The organism is Bradyrhizobium guangxiense, from assembly GCF_004114915.1.
GTDB classification, from domain to species: Bacteria; Pseudomonadota; Alphaproteobacteria; order Rhizobiales; family Xanthobacteraceae; genus Bradyrhizobium; species Bradyrhizobium guangxiense.
Map to the genome: position 1 here is coordinate 4,075,350 of NZ_CP022219.1, position 19,292 is coordinate 4,094,641.

The 19,292-nt window shown below is 59.3% G+C and carries 19 protein-coding genes and 3 pseudogenes; 8 read left to right on the forward strand and 14 right to left on the reverse strand.

Going from position 1 to position 19,292, the window contains the following annotated elements; translation table 11 throughout:
- Positions 1-2 precede the first annotated feature (2 nt).
- Positions 3-971 carry an ABC transporter substrate-binding protein gene (locus X268_RS19500; RefSeq protein WP_128926419.1) on the reverse strand — a complete coding sequence of 323 codons (969 nt, stop codon included), beginning with the start codon at positions 969-971 and terminating at the stop codon, positions 3-5.
- A gap of 201 nt (positions 972-1,172) precedes the next feature.
- Complete coding sequence (locus X268_RS19505; protein WP_128926420.1) at positions 1,173-1,700, reverse strand: hypothetical protein; 528 nt, start codon at positions 1,698-1,700, stop codon at positions 1,173-1,175.
- A 371-nt stretch (positions 1,701-2,071) separates the two neighbouring features.
- On the opposite strand from X268_RS19505, the gene X268_RS19510 reads away from it, so the two are divergent.
- Positions 2,072-2,407, forward strand: coding sequence for a hypothetical protein (locus X268_RS19510; RefSeq protein ID WP_128926421.1), 336 nt, complete (start codon positions 2,072-2,074; stop codon positions 2,405-2,407).
- A 666-nt stretch (positions 2,408-3,073) separates the two neighbouring features.
- Here X268_RS19510 and X268_RS19515 read toward each other — a convergent pair.
- From X268_RS19515 to X268_RS19525, 3 genes and pseudogenes are all read right to left on the reverse strand, one after another.
- Positions 3,074-4,504, reverse strand: a pseudogene (locus tag X268_RS19515) (IS1182 family transposase); the annotation flags it as partial.
- Between the two features lie 204 nt (positions 4,505-4,708).
- Entirely contained in the window at positions 4,709-4,930 is a 222-nt protein-coding gene (locus X268_RS19520; RefSeq protein ID WP_128926423.1) for a hypothetical protein, read from the reverse strand.
- Positions 4,931-5,175: 245 nt separating this feature from the next.
- A complete protein-coding gene (locus X268_RS19525; RefSeq protein WP_164937814.1) occupies positions 5,176-6,033 on the reverse strand; it encodes an ABC transporter substrate-binding protein in 858 nt (285 codons plus the stop codon).
- 582 nt (positions 6,034-6,615) lie between these two features.
- On the opposite strand from X268_RS19525, the pseudogene X268_RS19530 reads away from it, so the two are divergent.
- Positions 6,616-7,344 (forward strand): annotated as a pseudogene (locus tag X268_RS19530) (IS5 family transposase).
- Positions 7,345-7,370: 26 nt separating this feature from the next.
- On the opposite strand, the gene X268_RS19535 reads toward X268_RS19530, so the two are convergent.
- A complete protein-coding gene (locus tag X268_RS19535) occupies positions 7,371-7,808 on the reverse strand; it encodes a universal stress protein (RefSeq protein WP_128926425.1) in 438 nt (145 codons plus the stop codon).
- Positions 7,809-7,931: 123 nt separating this feature from the next.
- The gene (locus tag X268_RS19540) at positions 7,932-8,198 is read right to left on the reverse strand and encodes a hypothetical protein (RefSeq protein WP_128926426.1); all 267 of its coding nucleotides are present in this window, start codon (positions 8,196-8,198) and stop codon (positions 7,932-7,934) included.
- Positions 8,199-8,462: 264 nt separating this feature from the next.
- On the opposite strand from X268_RS19540, the gene X268_RS19545 reads away from it, so the two are divergent.
- The 3 genes and pseudogenes from X268_RS19545 to X268_RS19555 all read left to right on the forward strand — a co-directional run bounded on the left by X268_RS19545 (position 8,463) and on the right by X268_RS19555 (position 10,633).
- Positions 8,463-8,954 carry a Spy/CpxP family protein refolding chaperone gene (locus X268_RS19545; RefSeq protein WP_128926427.1) on the forward strand — a complete coding sequence of 164 codons (492 nt, stop codon included), beginning with the start codon at positions 8,463-8,465 and terminating at the stop codon, positions 8,952-8,954.
- Between the two features lie 89 nt (positions 8,955-9,043).
- Positions 9,044-9,429: pseudogene (locus X268_RS19550) on the forward strand (DUF302 domain-containing protein).
- Between the two features lie 196 nt (positions 9,430-9,625).
- The gene (locus X268_RS19555) at positions 9,626-10,633 is read left to right on the forward strand and encodes a metallophosphoesterase (protein ID WP_128926428.1); all 1,008 of its coding nucleotides are present in this window, start codon (positions 9,626-9,628) and stop codon (positions 10,631-10,633) included.
- Here X268_RS19555 and X268_RS19560 read toward each other — a convergent pair.
- Complete coding sequence (locus tag X268_RS19560) at positions 10,598-11,089, reverse strand: CDP-archaeol synthase (protein ID WP_128926429.1); 492 nt, start codon at positions 11,087-11,089, stop codon at positions 10,598-10,600. The two genes, X268_RS19555 and X268_RS19560, sit on opposite strands and share 36 nt — an antisense overlap.
- 36 nt (positions 11,090-11,125) lie before the next feature.
- Positions 11,126-11,716 carry a cytochrome b gene (locus X268_RS19565; protein ID WP_128926430.1) on the reverse strand — a complete coding sequence of 197 codons (591 nt, stop codon included), beginning with the start codon at positions 11,714-11,716 and terminating at the stop codon, positions 11,126-11,128.
- Positions 11,717-12,600: 884 nt separating this feature from the next.
- Here X268_RS19565 and X268_RS19570 point away from each other — a divergent pair.
- Entirely contained in the window at positions 12,601-14,379 is a 1,779-nt protein-coding gene (locus tag X268_RS19570) for a cation:proton antiporter domain-containing protein (RefSeq protein ID WP_347341919.1), read from the forward strand.
- 222 nt (positions 14,380-14,601) lie between these two features.
- On the opposite strand, the gene X268_RS40050 is transcribed toward X268_RS19570, so the two are convergent.
- The gene (locus X268_RS40050; RefSeq protein WP_128926432.1) at positions 14,602-15,477 is read right to left on the reverse strand and encodes a sensor histidine kinase; all 876 of its coding nucleotides are present in this window, start codon (positions 15,475-15,477) and stop codon (positions 14,602-14,604) included.
- 228 nt (positions 15,478-15,705) lie between these two features.
- Between X268_RS40050 and X268_RS19585 the strand changes: the two genes are divergently transcribed.
- A complete protein-coding gene (locus X268_RS19585; protein ID WP_128926434.1) occupies positions 15,706-16,071 on the forward strand; it encodes a response regulator transcription factor in 366 nt (121 codons plus the stop codon).
- A 236-nt stretch (positions 16,072-16,307) separates the two neighbouring features.
- Here X268_RS19585 and X268_RS39535 read toward each other — a convergent pair whose 3' ends face one another.
- Genes X268_RS39535 through X268_RS19595 form a run of 3 tightly spaced genes read right to left on the reverse strand, consistent with a single transcriptional unit; the run spans position 16,308 to position 17,962 of the window.
- Positions 16,308-16,460, reverse strand: coding sequence for a hypothetical protein (locus X268_RS39535; protein ID WP_164937815.1), 153 nt, complete (start codon positions 16,458-16,460; stop codon positions 16,308-16,310).
- A 60-nt stretch (positions 16,461-16,520) separates the two neighbouring features.
- Entirely contained in the window at positions 16,521-16,841 is a 321-nt protein-coding gene (locus X268_RS19590; protein ID WP_128926435.1) for a hypothetical protein, read from the reverse strand.
- A gap of 23 nt (positions 16,842-16,864) precedes the next feature.
- On the reverse strand, positions 16,865-17,962 hold the full coding sequence (locus tag X268_RS19595; RefSeq protein WP_128926436.1) for a DUF1236 domain-containing protein: 1,098 nt from the start codon (positions 17,960-17,962) through the stop codon (positions 16,865-16,867).
- A 215-nt stretch (positions 17,963-18,177) separates the two neighbouring features.
- Here X268_RS19595 and X268_RS19600 point away from each other — a divergent pair, with 215 nt between their 5' ends.
- Complete coding sequence (locus tag X268_RS19600) at positions 18,178-18,405, forward strand: hypothetical protein (RefSeq protein WP_124162174.1); 228 nt, start codon at positions 18,178-18,180, stop codon at positions 18,403-18,405.
- A gap of 272 nt (positions 18,406-18,677) precedes the next feature.
- On the opposite strand, the gene X268_RS19605 is transcribed toward X268_RS19600, so the two are convergent.
- Positions 18,678-19,184 (reverse strand): PRC-barrel domain-containing protein, encoded by a 507-nt coding sequence (locus X268_RS19605; RefSeq protein ID WP_128926437.1) that lies wholly within the window; start codon positions 19,182-19,184, stop codon positions 18,678-18,680.
- Positions 19,185-19,292: the final 108 nt, after the last annotated feature.

Sequence of the window (19,292 nt, forward strand, 5' to 3'; positions counted from 1 at the left end):
TTTCATTCGATAACCTCGTCCGCGCTAATCAGTAGATTGGGCGGGACAGTCAGATTGAGCGCTCTTGCTGTCCTCAAATTCACGATGAACTCAAACTTCGAGGGGCGCTCCACTGGGAGATCACCTGCTTTCTCGCCACGCAATATTCGATCAGCCAGTTGAACCGCACGGGGAAAATAGTCTTTCTGGCTGGGGCCATAACTCATCAAGAACCCCCGCCGCGCCGCTTCACCGAGAAACGAAAGGGTTGGCAGATTATTTTGCGTTGCGGCGGCAACGAATTTCTCTGCAACAGGGGTAATCCCGGGGCCTGAGAGCTGGATGATGCCGGTGCGCTTTGGTCCCGAGATGGTCGAAAGCAGGCGGGGGAAATCGTCGTTGACGCTAAATTCAAGAACCATCGTTTCGACCCCCAAGTTCTCGGCAACGCGGAGCGCCACGTCTAGCTGGCTTCTTCCGGCAGATGGCTGCCAGGCAAAGGCAACTCGGTCGAGAGCTGGAACCATCTCACGCATAAGCTGGATCCACTTGGCGGCAAGGGCGGGTGTATCCAGAAATAGCCCTGTGACGTTACCGCCAGGCCTCGCCACGCTGCGAATGAGGCCGGTTTGAATGGGATCGGTTTCCAGATCGATAGCCACTATTGGAGTGCTCGAGGTCACACCAGCAGCGGCACGGACAGCCTGGGCTCCGACGGCAATAAGGGCGCCGATTCCGTTGCTAATCAAATCTCGGACTAACTCGGGAAGTCGTTGTGGTTCGCCCTCGCCGGAACGGGTCAAAACAGTTTCGCCTTCAACGTACCCGAGGCGCCGCCACTCGCGCTGAAGTACTGAGAAGGTAATATGGTTCGGATCGGTCGTAACGGGATGCAGATACCCTATCTTGCCCTTTATAGGCTGAGCCTGGAGTAATTGGGGACGATGTGCCGCAACGAGCAGGGAGATAAGCAATAGGTCCCGCCGCTTCATACCTCCCTCCCGATAGAGCACCGACAGATAGGCGCATTTGAGCACGAGCAGTGATCGAAAACCACAGGCTCATGCGGAACTTCAGTTTCGGGTCAAAGGCTGCCCTCGGCAGCCAGCATGCCCTTGGTCGGGTCAACTCTAGGAAGCTCACATCGCTGCGCTCTGGGTTGAGGTCAGCCATGGGCCACGAGCCGACCTGAGCTATTGGAACTTTCGGAGAGCCCACGCTACAAGCCGCCCGCCAAACCATCCAAGAAGACCAAATATTGGAAGGGTGAGGAAGAGCCCGACGATTGCAAGGCCTGATCCCTGCCCCGCGTTGGGCGCCTTCAAGATCATCTCCTGCGGTGTACCGATGAAAAGAAGTGTGTTCGGGATACACATTGCAATCAGTGAGAACCACATCGCGATCTTTACAGAGAGAAGATGCGGCCACTCCTTTCGTGCTCTCCAAACAGAAATCTTGGAAAGCAGGAAAAACGATACGTTCGCTATCGCGGAAACCACCGGGAATACCAGCATGAAGGCGATTGTGCTTCCGCTAAATTCCATTTTGTAGCCATCCAGATTATCAATTCCAAACGATCGCAGCCCAATGTAAACGAACGGTGCGAGTATGCTGGGGCCTACGGCGACGATTGCGAGTGCGAATAAAGGATATTTTGCCCAGCGAACCTGTTGGGTAGGCGGAACGTCAGCCGAGCCTGCGTCTACTTGGATCTGAGGCATTATAGAAACTAAACTAGCGCGGACCGTTCGATATTGACCCAGCACAAGCACCCGAGTTGGCCTTTCATGGCTTGTGGGCGCGCTAGGAGAACCAGACGCATTTGGCCTTGGCGTGTCGGTTGTGGGTCACAAACGGCGGTCGAGGCAATCACCACCCCTCGTCAGTCCACTGCCGATAGCCCACATCAGGATAACCTCGGGCTTCTTCGGCTGAGGGGCCATCAGCAAACATCCGAAATGAAAGAGGCCGCCAACTGAGGCAGCCCTACGGCTCTTCGACTTCCATCCCGCAGCTTGCTCCTGCGGCCTTTTCGGTGGAACTCCTTGATCGGGATCAACGGGAATAGCGATTTCGATACTAAGTTTGCAAGATGACCACCATCGCCGATCTCAAAAAGCATTTTTTGAAACTGTGCGCGGACGAAGAAGCGGATGTCCAATGGTGTGACGTTCCGTCGAAGGCATTGGCACTGAGCGGCGAACTGGAATTCATACTCACGCCGCACATCACGGCAGAGATTGGTGCGGTTACGATGCACGAGTTGGGCCATATCAAGAGCCGTGACCAATCCACCGATCAGATCGGGCGCGAACGCGCGGCTTGGGACTGGGCGCGGCGCAACGCATTGATGTGGACGCCACACATGGCAGGTTATGCGGCTGCTTCGTTGCGGTGGTACGAAGCGCAGCGCCGCCGCTCGATGTGACAGTGACGTGTCCCCACACTCGTGTCGGCTCGGCCATCGGCTATCAAAAAATCTGGCAGACGAAGCTCGGAAAATCCCAATGTCTGAATTGTGGTCACAAACAGCGGTCGCCGACAAATCCAGCAAGGTGTCCATCGATTGGCTTGTACTTGGCGGTGTTGGTATTCACCAGCATGGTTTGCCTCCCTGTCACCGTAAAGCCTAGGAAGGCCGCGAGGGGCCGGAATTGATCGACCGCAAAATCGCGCAGGCTAAAGTAGTTGTACGGAGCAGTTGCTGAGGCGACCTTAGGTCATAAAAAACCAAAATCGAGGATAGGACCACGGCGAGCACGCCAGCCGCAATTCGCCAGTGCGTTGAAGGTCCAGTTGGTTTCCACGACAACGGCTCAAAAAGAGCCGCCGGCCTTGGGGAAGCCAGCGGCTTGTGGTGGTTGGGCATTTCGTGCGTAGTGGGGGCTACGCAGGAGCTACATTAGGTAGGTGGCGTTGTTTGTTTTTGATCGAAATCAAAGTTGCCGGAAGACTTAAACCGTCGCGAATGCGCGCAGTGAGCTTCCTGTTCCACGCTGGTTACGTGGCGCAAACCGAATGTCCGCTACCGGTCTTGGCCGTGTAAAAACGGCTTCAAAGGGCATCGGTCCGGAAGCTAGGAACCGCGCCTGTCTCAGGCCGCGATCGCAGTGATCAGTGGCTTGGCCCCGACGATGTTCATGACCCGTGTAAGATTATAGGCCAAGACCGAGAGTGCCATCTCGGCCGCTACTTTTGGGAGCGTTTTGGTGAGGAAGTGTGTCGCTCCCATGCGGGCCTTCATCGTGCCGAACGGATGCTCGACCGTCTCCCGACGCTGACGCATGGCTTCTGGGTTTGCGTCAAGGCGCTGCTGCACAGCCTCAAGCAGATGCTCGTGCTCCCAGCGTGTAATTCGCCGCTCTGGTCCTGTCGTGCACTGCGATTTGAGCGAACAACTTTGACAGGCAGTGGTCCAGTAGCGCCGCAGCATCTTGCCGTCTTCTTCGTTTGTGTAGCGATACGGCAATCGCTCCCCAGCCGGACAGCGATAGGCGTCCTCCTCTGGCAAATAGGCAAAGTCCTGCTTACCGAAGCGCCCCTCCGATTTGGCACCCGACGTCAGCGGCTTGGGCAGAGTTACGGTGATGCCGGCCTCGTGGCACGCGAGGATCTCCGGGCTGTTGAAGTAGCCGCGATCGGCTACAGCTTCTAGCGTCTCGGTCTCGAGAACAGCCTTCGCCTGCTTGGCCATATTGGCGAGTTGTGCCCGATCTGAGCCGCTGTTCGTCACCTCGTGCGCTACGATCAGATGGTGCTCGGTGTCGACGGCGACCTGCACGTTGTAGCCAACGGTGCCAGAGCCCCGGCCGCTTGTCGCCATCGAACGGCTGTCGGGATCGGTCAACGAGATTTGCTGATCGGGTGACGCAAGCATCTGCTTCTCGTAGACGGCAAGCTTGCCCATTTCTTCCCTCAGCTTCGTCAGTTTCTCGGTTAGCCTCGTCACCTTGGCGGCCAACGCCTCGCTCGGCTCCTGCCGGTCGGCCGTGTCCAGTTGGCTCAGATAGCGCGCGACGCTCTCCTCCAGCTGCGCGCGCCGCCGCTCCACCTTCGCGCGTGTGAAGTTCTTGTCCCGGTTGTTCACAGCTTTGAACTTGCTGCCATCGATGGCGACGCTCGACGTCGCGAGGAGACCCATTTCACGGCAGATTTCGACGAAGCGTGAGCATACCTTGCGGAGCGCCAGGCCATTGTCTTTGCGGAAGTCCGCGATCGTCTTGTGATCAGGTGCGCGCCGGCCCAGCAGCCACATGGCCTCGACATTGCGTCCGGCCTCTCGTTCGAGCCGCCGGCTCGACTGCACCCGGTTCAGATAGCCGTAGATGTAAAGCTTCAGGAGAACCGAGGGATGGTATGACGGCCGACCGGTCGCCGCCGGCTTCACCCCCTCGAAGCTTAGCTCGGCCAAATCGAGCGCATCGACAAACACGTCGATCACGCGAACAGGGTTGCTCTCGTCAATGAAATCATCGAGGCACTCGGGCAATAGCGTCGATTGCCCACGATCCGCCTCCGCAACGAATCATTCCAGCCCCCCGCAAATCGTGCGGGAATCATATCGCGCGAATCACATAAAGCGCAGCGTTTTCACAGAGCCAGGGTCAGAGACAGTCCTGGGCAGCCCTATGAAGGCCTTCCGGTCATCCCTTGGAAGCAGACCGTCCAAGATCTTTGAGAGTGGCGAGGACCCTGCCCGCTCAATGTCCTCCAAGATGCGTTACGTCCTTCAAAATAACGAGCATTGGGGATCACCTTCCGGTTCCGGCGGAATGCGCTTGCAAACTGTGTGACCGTGACTATCCACCCAGACAAGTTGCCCGGTAAGAGCATAGAGCACCCGCATGGCTGCTAGTGCGGGTCGTCCTTGGCAGATCAGTTCAGCGACCAATTCGATCTGTTGCGCTATTTCTTCCTCCAGCAGTTTTACCTTTTCATCGTGCTCACCCATCGCACTACTCCACTGCAGGCGTTGCTCCCCTTAAATTGCACCACCAATTGGTGTCGGCTGAAGTTGCGCTGGATCAACTTCGAACGATGAATTGCACGTCAGTATCGCTTATGCATTGTTCGATGCGGCACCCGTCTGCTCAGAATCACCAGCAGCGGTCGAAGTGAGCACGGTCCAGCGTCCGGTCTGCCTCCGATAGCTTGCAGCGAAAATTCTCCTACCCTTCGGCTAAGGCCCGTACGCAGTCATTCGACCACCTCGTCGGCACGGGCGAGCACCGTGGGCGGTATCGTAATTCCAAGGATCTTCGCCGCCTTCAGATTGACGAGGAGTTCGAATTTGGTTGGCTGTTGGACGGGCACGTCTCTGGGCATTGCGCCCTTCAGGATCCTAGCGATGTATTCGGCAGATCGACGGTACATGTCTGGGAAGTTCGGTCCGTAGGACATCAGGCCGCCGTCCTTAACGTAGACGCCGGTTTCCCAGATCGAGGGAAAGCGATACAGCGCGGCCAGCTCGATCAACTGCTTGCGCTGGAAGTTGAAGAAAGCCGATGCCATGGCAGCGACCGCGTCGACGCCCTGCTCTCGTCCGCGCCTGAACGCAGCTTCGACCTGGTCGGAGCTCGCGGCCTCGGCGACTACGACATGAAGGCCCAGAGTCCGCGCCGTGGCCTCCGCCTCGGCAGCACCGGTCGGAACCCCCACGACCGGGTCGCGCAGGATCATGACCCGCGTGATGGACGGCACCGTTTCTTTCAGAACCTCTATGCGCTTGCTCTCCAGATCGATGTCCGACATCGACAGACCCGTGGCGTTTCCACCGGGCCTCGCGAGGCTCTGCACCGTACCGCTGCCGACCGGATCTGCGATCACTGCGAAGACAATCGGAGTCTTTGTTCCGGTTGCCAGAAGCGTCTGTACTGCCTTTGAACCGGCCGTCAGGATGACGTCGAAATTGCTTTGGCTGAGCTCCGCTGCGAGCTTCTGCATGCGCTCCAAGCTGCCCTCAATCCAGAAATATTGGACGTCGACGTTGCTGCCTTCTATCAACCCGTTTTCACGCAACCCTTGTTTAAACGCAGCAATTTGCGCGGCGTCCATAGTTGACGGGCTCGCATTACCCAAGAAGGCGATGCGCGCGATTCGCCTGCTTGTCGATTGGGCGAAACTCTGCCGCGACCAGGGCAACGCGGCTATAATCGCCGCCAGAAACTCCCGCCTTCGCATACGCCCCCCATGAAGATTCCGCTCTGTGGGTCGCTATATTAGCACTTTGCTGTGGGCCGCAGAGGGCCTTCACTGGAGGTGGGCGCGCGATAGGGCGAAGTCCCGAGTTGGACCAAAATGGGCGGTCCTGACCCTTGCACGCCACGTACGGTCCACCCCAGCAGCCGACGCTACGCGAGCTTTGAGCCCTGCAGCGTTGGGGTACAAGCGAAAATGATGCGATCATTCGAAGCACGCGGCGGCATGGGAAGACGAGCGCGTGTACCTCACCGGCAGTAGCGATGACCGCCAGTTGCCGCCGCGCGGCAGCCTGTGAACGCGGACATCATGTCTGCTTGGGGTCATGAACGACAAAACTCAAGGTGAGCATTATAGGTCCACTTTCGGGTCGATCGCGACCAGTTGAGCCTGACAGCCGGGCCCTGATTCAAGTCACCCAACAGAAGGGGCCGAATCATGCGCTACGAACTTACGGACTATGAGTGGTTTCCATTAGCCGATGCTGCCGAATAAGTCGCGCGGCGTGCCACGAGTGAATGACCGTCGTGTCCTCAATGGCATCTTCTGGGTCTTGCGATCCGGGGCGCCGTGGCGCGACCTGCCAGAGAACTTCGGTCCGTACACGACCTGTTACAATCGGTTCGTTCGCTGGCGACGGGCGGGCGTGTGGGCAAGCTCATGAGCGCACTGGTCGGTGCCCATGATGCTGCCGTGCAGATGATCGACACGTCTATTGTTCGCGTACATCAACATGGGGCCTGTATCACAAGGAACCAGCGCCAATCGATGGGAAGGTCGCGCGGCGGTCTGACAAGCAAATTCCACGCGGTGGTCGATAGCAATGGTCTACCGATACGGCTTGCGTTGAGCCCTGGTGAGGCGCACGACGTTCGACTTGCCGGAAAGCTGCTTTCTCGTCTCAATCCGGATCAATGCTGTTTGCCGACCGTGGCTATGACGCCTACTGGATCAGGAAGCTTGCCATGAAGAAGGGCGCATGGGCCAACATCCGCCGAAGAGCAATCGCAGCGATCCGATCTGCTTTAGCCCGTACCTCTATCGCGCTCGCAACTTCGTCGAACGGTTCTTCAACAAAATCAAGCAGTGCCGTCGGGTGGCGACGCGCTACGACAGGCTTGCAGCAACTACCTTGCCTTCGTCCAACTCGCATCTATCTGCCTATAGCTGGCCGGGCGTTATGAGTCCGCCCCCTAGTGAAAGAGGAACAGCGGGCAAGGCGGCCGCTCGACCAATCGTCGCGTCGTCGAGCCGAACAGGGCATTGCTCCAGCCGCGATGACCAAACGCGCCCATCACCAGCAGACCGACGCCCCGATCAATGACTTCAATTCGGATAGCCTCGGCTGGGTCCATGGCCGCTTCAATCGGAACGACCGTACAGCTGCGGTCATGGCCGCGTAGAAACTCAGCCGCCGCATGAGCGCGGCGGGTCGCAAGCTCCGAGTCCGCCGCGATCGACGTCACGTGCACGCGAGCCTCGCGCCACAATCCCAGGAGCGCATACATTTGAAGAGCGCGCATGGCGGGCAAGCTGCCATCATATGCGACCAATACATCACTGGGATAGCGATACTCGTCGCTGCAGACGACAACCGGCCGCGGCGACAGCAACAGAAGATTGGAGAGCAATTCTGGTAACGGCGCAGGTCGATCAACTGAAAAGGTCGTATCGTTACCGGTAACGATCAGGTCTCGCGTCTCAGAAGCAGCGCGGAAGACCTCAGGCGGGTCACCTTCGAAGGAGAGCCAGGATTATTCGAGGCCGCTCACCTCGCACGCGTCGGCATATGATGCGTGTATTCGAGCGTCATTCTCGCGCGCCTGCCGCCCCCGGATCTCCTCGAGCTTGCCTTGATAGGCCGACGCGCCGATGCCGCCTATCATTGGAACTGCCAGAGACGAGAGATCGATTCCCGAGAGGCCAGTAACGAGCACTCTACCCGAACGGGCGAGATCGAAAGCCAATTCCCGCGCGGAAAGTGATGATTGGGTTTCTCCGAGCAGAAGCAGAACACGCATGTTATCACTCCGATGCTGCTGGCCGCAACTCGATTGTAAATATTGCCAGGAAGTCGGCGCGGCTGACATGACGCATATCAAGTCGCCGCTAACAGCATAGCAAGTATCCAAGCTGATACACCCTCAGTCGGAGCAACCAGCATCATCTCGAACGGCTCGAACACTGCTTCAGCGAGTTTGATCCATCTCAAGGGCCTGTTGGGATCACCTCCTAAGCTAAGACTTCGTCTCTGACAGAAGACGGCGACGGCGAGAGGATCACCCATGCTTAAGTTCAATCAGATCATCGCGGTCGGTGCCCTATCCATCGCGACCGCAATGTTTTCTGCAGCCGCGCCAGCGCAGCGCGCCGGACCCGGAGTGATGGGTCCGGGCATGATGATGGGACCTGGATTTATGGGCCACGGTGGCCCACGGGGTGCATGCGGCCCCGCTGCTGCCAGCCTTCTCGGGTGGCGCATCGATCGGATCGAACAGGTCATCAAACCGACCGAGACGCAACGCGCCAAGTTCGATGATTTGAAAGCGGCATCCGACAAAGCCTCCGCGGCCCTCCGCCTGGCTTGTCCGACCGAGGTTCCGACCACCACCGTCAGCCGAATGGAATTTATGGAAAGACGCATGGAAGCCATGTTGCAATCCATCAAGACCGTGCGGCCTGCATTCGAATCATTCTACGAAACGCTCAGCGACGAACAGAAGGCCCGACTGGATTCGCCTTCGGACCGCAACCGCTTCTGGCGGCACCTTTGGTGATGCCCATCCCCGGTTTCGCCATCCGACTCCTTTAGATGATGTCCTGGTAGCGGTCAGAGGTTTGCGAGCTTCCGAGGAAAGATCCAAAAATGGCCTATTATTTTAGCAAGACCTTGCCGCTCGGCTTTGACCAAGCGGTGCAGCGCGCGACGGAAGTGCTCAAGCAGGAAGGCTTCGGCATCATCACGGAAATCGACGTAAGGCATACGTTCAAAGAAAAGGTCGGGATCGATTTCCGAAACTATCGCGTCCTCGGTGCCTGCAATCCGGGCCTCGCCCACAACGCGCTGCAGCTCGAAGACAAGGTCGGCACATGCTGCCCTGCAACGTCGTCGTCCAGGAAATCGCTCAAGATCGCACCGAGATCGCTGCTGTCGATCCTGTAGCATCAATGCAAGCCATCGATAATGCAGAACTCAAGGCGGCGGCGGAAGGCGTTCAGACCATCCTCCTAAAGGTCATCGAGAGCCTATAGGCCGCCTAGATTGGTGATCGAGTTGGCATTGTAATACGCTGACACTTACATTGAGCGTATTGGGCTATATTAGGCTCGGAACCGATCTGGCTCAGGGATCGTTACTCGCAATTTGCGGAATCGCGCTGGCGACCTCCACTGATTATGAGGAAGGTGGGCTAGTGTAATAAATGGTCACCCAGTGCAGATGCAGGCGATGATCGCCAAACCCAAGGTAAACAAGGTTGAAGAGGAGCTGCTCTCACGATTGGAGCAGCGCCTAGGCCGGATTCACGCGCGGCAACGCCTCGGGATCGAAACTGATCATGAAGCTCAGATATTCGGTCAAGGTCTCAACTTCTTTCATATCGAAAACTGGTACTCTGTTCATGCGCTTATACGAAATATCCTGAAGCTGACTGGCCTTTACTGGCGCGGGCGGCGCAATGCCGAGCGCATTCTCGTGAAGAAGAACGATATCGAATGCGCCAATTTGCCAGCTCTGTTCGACGGCTTTACGATACTTCATATCAGCGATACCCACGTCGATATGAACGAGCGAACCATGCGGCGCATGGTCGAGCTGGTTTCTGGCCTGAATTACGACTTATGCGTCCTTACAGGCGACTACCGCGGCAAAACCTTCGGAAGTTTCGACGCTGCACTTGAAGGCATGGCGCGGGTCACCGCTCACCTGAGGCAACCCATTCTCGGCGTGCTGGGCAACCACGACACGATCAGGATGCTGCCCGGCCTCGAGGAAATGGGCATACGCATGCTCCAGAATGAGTGCACGACAATCAAGCGCGGGGATCAGGAGATATACATCGCAGGTATTGACGACGCGCATTACTTCCGAGTGGATAACATCGAGAAGGTCGGATCCGACGTCCCCGACGGCGCTTTTTCGATCCTGCTGACGCATACCCCGGAAGTCTACCGGCAGGCAGCGCATGCCGGCTTTGATGTGCTGCTGAGCGGACATACGCATGGAGGCCAGATCTGCCTTCCAGGGTCAATCCCCATCACGCTGGACTCGGTACTGCCGCGCAGGATGGGGGCTGGCGCGTGGCGTTATCATAACATGCTCGGCTACACGTCGGTCGGCGCGGGATCGAGTGTCGTGGCCGTGCGCTTCAATTGCCCGCCGGAGATCACGTTGCACCGATTGCGCCGGCCCGCCGATGCTTCAGTACGGCTGGTCGCGAACACGAAACGCGTATAGAACGCGGGAAATTGCGAGTTCGCCGACGAAAAATATCGCGACCGTGAGGAAGATATCGGCGTAGTTCAGCCCCAGAAGTTCCCGGCAGGCCATGAGTGGGAACAACGATTCCGGAACCTGATCCAATCCGATCGCCTGACTGCTCGGAGGCAGGTTCATGCGCCGTTTCAAGAAGCTGGAGAACAGGTCTCCAGCCATCGAGACAATCGCCACCCACGCTCCCAATTTCAACCCCAGGCCAAGAGCGGACGTACCGATTGCCGTTACGAAGACTGATGAGACGATACCTCGAACCGTCTTGGAGGCTCCGAACACCGGTCGACCGTCGAGGAATAAAACACCTCCATCCAGCGCCATCGCAAAGCGAGAGCCAAAGAGCTTCTTAGCAAGGACTGGGGCCCCATTTGCGAGCGTCAAAAGAAGGATCGATTGGAGAATGGGTGCCACAGCCGTCACATGGATCACCTACAATAACGGATTTCGTACGACCTGCTACGTCGATCGATCGTGTGCATGCCAGTCTTCGGTGTGAGGCAACATTCGGAGAAGGGTATTGTCCCGAAATACCCAATGATGAATGAGCGCGGCGCCAGCGTGAATCATCGCAAGAATGACCAGTGAGTGAGCAATGATTTCGTGCACTTCCTTCACGTTGTGAGCAAAAACTGCGTCCTTGAGCCACGGCGAAGGGATGGTGGCGAGCCCCAAAAGTGACAGTGCGTCTCCACGCGCGAATTGAAGAACGATACCGGTAAGTGGTACTGCGACAAGCAGCGCATAAAGGATGTAGTGCATAATGCGGGCGACAGGATCGACCCACTTTCCGAGCCATGCGCCAAATTCCGAAGCTGCTAACGCGGGTGGCGAGCTAACTGATCGGCTTACCAAGCGAGCTAAGACCAGAACAATAATCAATATACCCGTCGAAATGTGAACGACCAAGCCGGCGTGACGAGGTTCACCTTTAGGCAAGAGATCAGCAAAGACGCCCAGTGTCCAAGCAAGGACTACGAGGACGACCGTGAACCAGTGCAGCGCCTGCGCAATGGCGCCATAACCCTTCGCCGAGTTGAATAACCGCATAGCGGACCCCTTACTATTAAGGCTATCCTGAGCTCCGCTTCGAGCGTTGACGTGGATCAAATCAGAATTGCCATGGTTGACCTCAAGAGCAAGCAAGCAGGCCAAGTGAACTTTTCTTGATGCGAACCTTCCCAGCCCGCGTCCGCCAGCTCAGATGCCGCTTTTCGCCGTTCTTCTCTGCTTTCGATCAGCACGCGGCGAGGGGGTACCTGTAGCATCGTCTAGCCCGTGAAACGCGCTCCGCGATCAGCCCTTTTGGCCGTGACCCGATCGCTGTAGTGCAGCACGTCCCCGGCGCCCCGGCGAACGCAGACAGAACCTAGAACCGTCGAGTTGTTCCGGTGGCGGCGGAGGGTGACCGGCGCGATCGTGGCACCGCAGCTATCGCCGACAGAAACGGCCCACTCGTCGCCATGCCGGAACGGAGCACTCACCGGCAGGGAGAGGCGTCCGGAGCACTCGCGGTCGTGACGCGGACGATACGGTAGTCGTGTCGGTTGAAAGCGCTGCCTGATGGGGTCCGCAAACTCTGGCCGGCCTCCATTCCCGGGGGGCGCAGCCAGCGCCGTGTACTCGGACCGCCTTTCGTTAGGCCATGCACTCAGTAAGCAGCCCGCCACCACTGTTCGCTCTACCCTCAACAGCGACGAAAAAGCGACATCTCACAAGGTCGCTGAAGGGCCAACAGCTGACTAAGCGTACGATGAATTCTATCATGCGCCGCAGCCAACCGCAGCCGAACAGCCGCATCGAAAACCCCCGCGTACGTCGTTACGCCCCTCACTAGTTCCTGCCCCGACTTGCGCATTCACACCTGATGCAATCAAGTACGACACTGTGCATCAAGCCAGACCTAGGGGGAATGAGAGACAGCGCCGATCAATATCGATGCCTATAGCGATGCGCTTGTCGTACTTGGGACGGCGGGGATCGTTGTTCCGTTGGTGCGGCGTTTTGGGTTTAGCCCCGTGCTCGGCTACCTCGCGGCTGGGGCGCTCCTTGGCCCAATGGGCTTGGGCTCGCTCATCCACGCATTTCCGTTGTTGTACTGGGTCACCGTCGTCGATGCCAAAAACGTTGCTGGCATCGCCGAACTCGGCGTGGTGTTCCTACTCTTTATTGTCGGCATGGAACTATCCTACGAACGTTTGAAAACCATGCGCCGCCTGGTGTTCGGACTCGGGAGCTTGCAGGTCATCATTTCCGCCGCTGTGATCGGCGGCATTGCAGCCTTGACCGGCAACTCAACGACCGTATCGGTCATCCTCGGCGCCTGCCTTGCTTTGTCGTCGACCGCGATTGTTATCGAGGTGCTTTCCCACCAAGGCCGGCTCGCCACGACTGCTGGCCGAGCCAGTTTTGCAGTGCTCCTGGCGCAAGACCTGGCCGTGATTCCGATCCTGCTCTTTGTCTCTATTCTAGGTGGCGACACGACCGGCTCAGTCACTACCAATCTCGCGCTCACACTCCTGAATGCGATGCTTGCCGTTACGGCGATCGCTATCATCGGGCGTCTGTTTCTGCGGCCCCTCTTTCGACTGGTCGCCTCCGCCGGAACCATTGATTTGTTTGTGGCCGCGACGTTGTTTGTGATTATCGGTACCGCGGTCGCGGCCGCGCTGGCCGGACTTTCCATGGCGCTGGGAGCGTTCATCGCGGGGCTGCTGCTCGCCGAGACCGAATTTCGCAAGGCGATCGAAACAACTGCTGGTCCTTTCAAGGGACTGCTGCTTGGTGTGTTCTTCTTTACTGTCGGTATGAACATCGACGTCCGCGAGCTTGCTCGCGAGCCATTCTGGCTTCTTGCCTCTGTCGTCGGCCTCATCGGCATCAAGATCCTGCTGCTCACCGGCCTCGCCCGGATCTTTCGCTTGTCCTGGTCTGCAGCGATCGAAACAGGCCTTCTCCTTGGTCCCGGCGGCGAATTCGCATTCGTTGGCGTTGGCATGGCAACTACGCTCGGACTTATCAGCTCCGACGTCTCGAGCTTCACCTTGACGGTGACATCGATCACGATGACGCTCATTCCGGTGTTGGCTCTGGTCGCGCGGCGATTGACGCCGAGGTTCCGGGAGCCCAGGGCGCTCGACCCGGAACTGACCGTTGCACCAAGTGGCGTCGCTGGACATGCAATCGTCATAGGGCATGGCCGGGTTGGGCACGTCGTCTGCTCGCTGCTGGATCGGCACAGCTATCACTATATCGCAGTGGACAATGACGCAGCCGCGGTCCCGGCATACCGGCGAAGCGGGCGAGAGGTCTATTACGGCAACGCAACAGACCCGGAATTCCTGAAGAGCTGCGGTCTCATGGACGCCAAAGCCGTCATCGTAACGGTTGCCGGGCAGGTCGATATCGACGAAATCGTAAGACAGGTACGTGCGCTGAGAGCGGACATAGTCATCGTTTCGCGCGCCCGCGATGCTGACCACGCGCGCCACCTCTATGCGATCGGTGTAACCGACGCCGTGCCTGAAACGATCGAGGCCAGCCTTCAGCTGTCGGAAGCGGCGCTGATTGGATTGGGGCATGCGGCAGGATCGGCCATCGCCTCGATCCATGAGAAACGGGACGAATTTCGGCGCGAGTTACAAGAGGCCGCGGCACGGAAAGCAAGTGGGACTACGCATTCAGTCCGGCCGAAAAGACCTCGATTGCCTTGACCAAGGACCTTGGCAATGTCCGTTCAGGGTCACAGGCGGACGAACGAAGCCTAGGCGGGACTTGTCCGTTCTTGCCCTTAAAGCGGACCTTGGTCCGCGGTCACTCAGCTTCGGGCCAATTGTAGAGAGTGGCTGGGGCGGCGGCAGCAAGTCACGACCAAAAGAATTAACTAAGCCTGTGACCTTTAGCGGGATTGGACCTTTGGCGTGCCGAACGCGCAGCTATCGCGGATGCGCTCGCAGCCGAACCCTGAAGCCAGGATCGAGCCTTTCGTAGGAAGTTTCACCTTCCAGCTGCTGGGCCAGCAACTGAACGATCCGCGACCCCAGTCCGCTCGGCTCCGCTCCCTCACGCAGGCCTACGCCATTGTCGGATACCGATAGCTCAATGCCGCTGCCGCTCGAGAACGTCACCACGATGTGGCCGGGCCTGTCGCCGGGAAAAGCGTACTTAATCGAGTTCGTCACCAGCTCGTTCGTGATCATGCCAATCGCGAGGGCGTGGTTGCTGGCGAGATCGATGTCCTCGCAGACCACCTGGAAGGCGATCGGTCCGGAAGGAGCCAATGACTGGAAGACCTTTTCGACCACGTCGTTCAGGAAATAGCGCATGTTCACCGAGCGCGAGTCCCGGTTGGGCGAGAGGTGGTCGTAGACCTCCGCCATCACCTGCAGCCGGCGCGCAGTGGCTTCCAGCGCGGCGCCGACTTCCGGGCCGCCGTGCCGGGCCTCCATCCGGATCATTCCGCCGAGGATCGCCAGGTTGTTCTTGGTCCGGTGGGCCATCTCCTGCAGCAGCAGAGCGTTCGTCTTATCCGCCAGAACCACTCGCCGCAGTTCGGCGCGCTGGAATTCGGCGACCGAGGCCGTCCCGGCCGCGGTGATGGCGAAGAGAGCGTTGGTCGCCAAATAGTCCATGCCGTTGTTGCCGGCATAGCTGACGTAGGCACCGACGGCGACTGCGATCACGGCTGCGAATATTCCGGAGCCGCGGTCGAAGATCAGACCCGATAGAAAGACGCCCGGAAGCAGCAGGAAATATCCCGGCGAGCCGGTCTGCATCTGCAGTGCCATCTGCAGTACGGCGCAGCCCAGCATGATGCTCGCCGAAATAGCATACCTGGCTACGGTCGGAAGCCGATGCTCCAGGACCAGGGGAAAGAGTCTGTTCATGGATCGAAAACCGCCAGCCGCGCATCCCCGTTCCTCGCCGGGGGCGTCCCCTCTACGCGACAGCCAGTCCTCTCGCAAGCTTCATCCGAACCGGGAACGACCGCGACGTTGCGCCGTTCGAATGCGAGACACATACATCCAGAAGAGCCACCAGTGAGCGTACTTCTCGTCGAGGACGATCCTCTGATCCGCGAATTCGTCGTCGATGCCCTGCGCGAGGCAGGCTATCACGTGATCCACGCGAGTACGGGAGAGGAAGCGCTCGCCTGGTGCGAACGCCGCGTCGCGGATGTACTCGTCACCGACGTCAGGCTACCGGGCCAGGTCGACGGGTGGCAGATCGCGGAGCGATATCGCGAGCAGTGTCCGCATTTGCCAGTTATCTACGCGACTGGCTTCTCGCCCGTCCCGCCTCGCCCGGTCCCAGGCAGCCGGATCGTGAGGAAGCCCTTCCACCCGGACGAGATCGTGCGGGTGGTCAAGGAGTTCGACGGAGCGAAGGATGCACCGCCGGCTTAGCGATCAAGCGGCGGCCGCATCTTTCGGCGATCTCGGCGGGCGATGCCCGCAGATCCAAACTTCGCTTTCCACGCAGGAACGAAGGCTTCGGTGCCAAGTTTTCCCAGTGCCCCTGCCCCAGGGGCAAACCCCGTACTGGCCCCAGCTCATAGCCCCCTAGCCCCCCAGGGCTGGGGCCAGCACTCCCGACAGGATGTTCGTCGAGAAAAGGTCCAGGGGAAATTGCGCGCTGAGCGCTATTCGTCTGCCGCGCTTCCGAGCAGCTTCAGGGCGGTTTCGATCCTTGAAAGCAGCGCCTGGATCTCGGCCCGTTCGTTCGGACCCGGATCGGTCTCGAGGCGCGCGAGCAATTGCTCTTTCTGGGCCAGCAGCTTCACAACAGCCGACATCTCATCATCCCCACAGGAACCAACGGAGAAAGGGCCGCTCGAGAGCGGCCCTTTCGTAGTTCACCAGCTCCGGGTACCGAAGCTGAAACCGATGCTCGGGCCGCCGGCGTAGTAGCCGTAGCCGCGATCGTAGTAGCCGGGACCGCCGCCATAGTAGCCGTAGCTCCGGCGAACCACGTAGCCGTCGTCCCCGCCATAATAGCGCTGGACGTAGCGGGGGCCGCGGGTCCGGTAGCAGCGGCCGTACTCGTTGCAGACGAGGCGGACCTGCTCGACGCCACCCACCTCGGACGATGCGATGGCCGCAGGGGCGAGTGGGGCGGCATTCGCGGAAGCCGCCATCAGGGTCGCCGTGAGCGCTCCCAACACGATGGTCTTCATGTTCTTCTCCTTCGGTTGCGAGATCAATCGATCTCTTCGATGACGCGACGCTCATGAGGTTCGACGATGTAGGTGCGGCTATCCCGGTTGATGTACCGATACTCGCGAAGCGTCGGAGCATCCCGATAGACTTCCTCTGGGAACGCCTCGATCTCCACTCCCTCCGGCACGCGCTCGCCGGTCCGGATCTCGGTCCGGACCGAGCTGCCGGTGGTCACCCGCTTCTCGCGCTCGACCGGGCGCGCCTTGGCGTGCTTGCGAACGACCTCGCGATCGCGGTCGCTGAACGTCACCTTGCGCTGCTCGCTGCGCGCAGGCGCCGAAGCGGTCGAGCGGCCGGAGTACGGCAGGACCGTCACGATCTTGTAAGTGGACGGCTCGACGATGACGATCTCGTCCTTCACCAGCACGAAGTTGTAGCCGCGATACTGCGGCACGATCTCGACGACCTCGGCCGGCAGCGGCTGCAGGCGGATGTCGCGCGGGACGACGGTGCCCACCGACAAGGAGAAGTTCACGTTGGTGAGCGGCTGCACGTTCAGGTGCGAGATCGACGCGCTGATCCGGGTCCGCTGCTGGTCGTTGATGTTCACCGACGCATTCACGTTGGTGTTCGACGAACGATCCGCCGTGTTCTGCTGATTGTTCGGCTGCTGGGCGGTGCTGGTCGAGCCGCTACCCGAGGGCGACTGCGCCTGGTTGGTGCTTGAGGAAGGCGGGTTGGCGCTCTGCGTCGTGCTCGACGGCGAGTTGGTCTGCGCCTGGTTGGACGGCGTCGTGGACTGGTTCGACGGCTGATTGGTCTGGGCCTGGTTCGTCGAGTTGCCCGAGGCGGGCGCCTGCGTGGTGTTGGTGCCCGTCCCGGAATTGGACGGCTGGCTACCGGCGGTCTGGCCGGTCGACGACGGAGACTGGGTCTGAGCCGAGTTGCTCGAAGGATTGGTCTGAGCCGAGCCCGACGAATTCGACGGCGTCGACGTCGAAGAGGACGGCGTCGATGTGGAGTCCTTCTGCTGCGTCGCGGACGGAGTGGAGCTCGATGTGCTCGGCGAAGATTGAGCGAAGGCCGAAGTCGCGATCGCAACGGCAGCGGTCGTAGCTAAGAATAAACGCTTGTTCATCTCTGAAACCTCCTAAAAGCGGACGTCGATTAACCCGAAGGGTCGGGTGCGGTTCCATTTCGGGAAAACTCGGCAATCAGCAGTCGATTTCTTCCCGCTGCCGGATAATTGGTGCTGTAGCGAAATGGCACGACGGTTAGCGGTCGGGAACAACCGGAACTTCGATGATGGATCTCAGTTGGCAGTGACTACTTACGAACATTGAGGAGGACATCATGAAGAAGCTGATCGTGTGCGGCGCGCTCGCCGCATTCGCCCTCGGCACCCAGGCCGCCAGCGCCGCCGAGTTCTACATCGTCCGCGACGCGACCACGAAGAAGTGCACCGTGGTCGACACCAAGCCGACGACGACCACAACGACCGTCGTGGGCAACGGCGTCTACAAGACCAAGACCGAGGCCGAGTCCGCCGTGAAGACCACCAAGGTCTGCACCGAGCAGTAAACGACCGTTCGCGGGCCGAAGGAGGCCCGCGAGCCTACCGACAGCAATTGGAGGAGACCATGCCTGTATTGATTCTGTGGGCCGTTCCTGCCGTTCTCGTTGTTGGCGGCGTCGGCTATTTCCTGGTTCATATGCACTGAGCTACTGGCTTTCGCACCAACGGCCCGTCCAGCTTCCCGGACGGGCCCTTTCTGTTTGCCGAGCGTTCATCTAACCTCAAAGAAAAAGGGGCCTCCGATGGAGACCCCTCAATCCGAGAACGCTTGGTCCCGTCAGTTGTAGTCCGAATATTTGAACTGCGGGAGCGCCTTTAGCTGCTCCTTGTTGCCGCTCATGACGGCGTGGTCCGGCGCCCAATCGTTCGTGTTGCGGTTCGTCGTGGTCGTCGAAGCCGCACCGGTGGTGGTCTCGCGCGTAGTGGTGGTGCTGGTCGAGCTTGTCCGAACCGGCTCTTCGACGAACTCCAGCTTGTCCATCGAGACCGCGATGTCGTGCTCGCCCATCCCGAGGAAGCCGCCGATGCCGATCACCACGGCGTTGATCTTGCCGTTCTTGTCGACCAGCAGTTCGTTGATGTCGCCGAGCTTTTCGTTGGCCTCGTTGTACACGTTCAGGCCCATGAGCTTCGAAGCACGCCAATTACCCTTCAGCATCATCTTGTCGGCGGGCTGGGCGGTAGCCGCCGGCGCGGCGCGGTCGGCCGGCTGAGCGGATTGCGCGAACGCGGCGCCCCCGACAACGGCGGTGCTCAGCAAAGCGACAGCAAGAAAGCTTTTCATGGAATTTCTCCTCCAGCGTGAGTGCAGCACCCCCAACGCCCATCACTGCCGGCTGTTCCCGGAGCGGAACGTGCGATTACGACCCGCGCCTTCGAATCCTTGGCGCGA

Excerpts from the sequence above, each read along its gene's own strand:
- X268_RS40050 (WP_128926432.1), bottom strand. The coding sequence starts at position 15,477 with ATGCTGGGCTGCGCCGTACTGCAGATGGCACTGCAGATGCAGACCGGC.
- X268_RS19555 (WP_128926428.1), top strand. The coding sequence starts at position 9,626 with ATGATCGCCAAACCCAAGGTAAACAAGGTTGAAGAGGAGCTGCTCTCA.
- X268_RS19525 (WP_164937814.1), bottom strand. The coding sequence starts at position 6,033 with ATGGACGCCGCGCAAATTGCTGCGTTTAAACAAGGGTTGCGTGAAAAC.
- X268_RS19545 (WP_128926427.1), top strand. The coding sequence starts at position 8,463 with ATGCTTAAGTTCAATCAGATCATCGCGGTCGGTGCCCTATCCATCGCG.
- X268_RS39535 (WP_164937815.1), bottom strand. The coding sequence starts at position 16,460 with ATGTCGGCTGTTGTGAAGCTGCTGGCCCAGAAAGAGCAATTGCTCGCG.
- X268_RS19595 (WP_128926436.1), bottom strand. The coding sequence starts at position 17,962 with ATGAACAAGCGTTTATTCTTAGCTACGACCGCTGCCGTTGCGATCGCG.
- X268_RS19600 (WP_124162174.1), top strand. The coding sequence starts at position 18,178 with ATGAAGAAGCTGATCGTGTGCGGCGCGCTCGCCGCATTCGCCCTCGGC.
- X268_RS19565 (WP_128926430.1), bottom strand. The coding sequence starts at position 11,716 with ATGCGGTTATTCAACTCGGCGAAGGGTTATGGCGCCATTGCGCAGGCG.
- X268_RS19510 (WP_128926421.1), top strand. The coding sequence starts at position 2,072 with ATGACCACCATCGCCGATCTCAAAAAGCATTTTTTGAAACTGTGCGCG.
- X268_RS19605 (WP_128926437.1), bottom strand. The coding sequence starts at position 19,184 with ATGAAAAGCTTTCTTGCTGTCGCTTTGCTGAGCACCGCCGTTGTCGGG.
- X268_RS19520 (WP_128926423.1), bottom strand. The coding sequence starts at position 4,930 with ATGGGTGAGCACGATGAAAAGGTAAAACTGCTGGAGGAAGAAATAGCG.
- X268_RS19500 (WP_128926419.1), bottom strand. The coding sequence starts at position 971 with ATGAAGCGGCGGGACCTATTGCTTATCTCCCTGCTCGTTGCGGCACAT.
- X268_RS19540 (WP_128926426.1), bottom strand. The coding sequence starts at position 8,198 with ATGCGTGTTCTGCTTCTGCTCGGAGAAACCCAATCATCACTTTCCGCG.
- X268_RS19505 (WP_128926420.1), bottom strand. The coding sequence starts at position 1,700 with ATGCCTCAGATCCAAGTAGACGCAGGCTCGGCTGACGTTCCGCCTACC.
- X268_RS19590 (WP_128926435.1), bottom strand. The coding sequence starts at position 16,841 with ATGAAGACCATCGTGTTGGGAGCGCTCACGGCGACCCTGATGGCGGCT.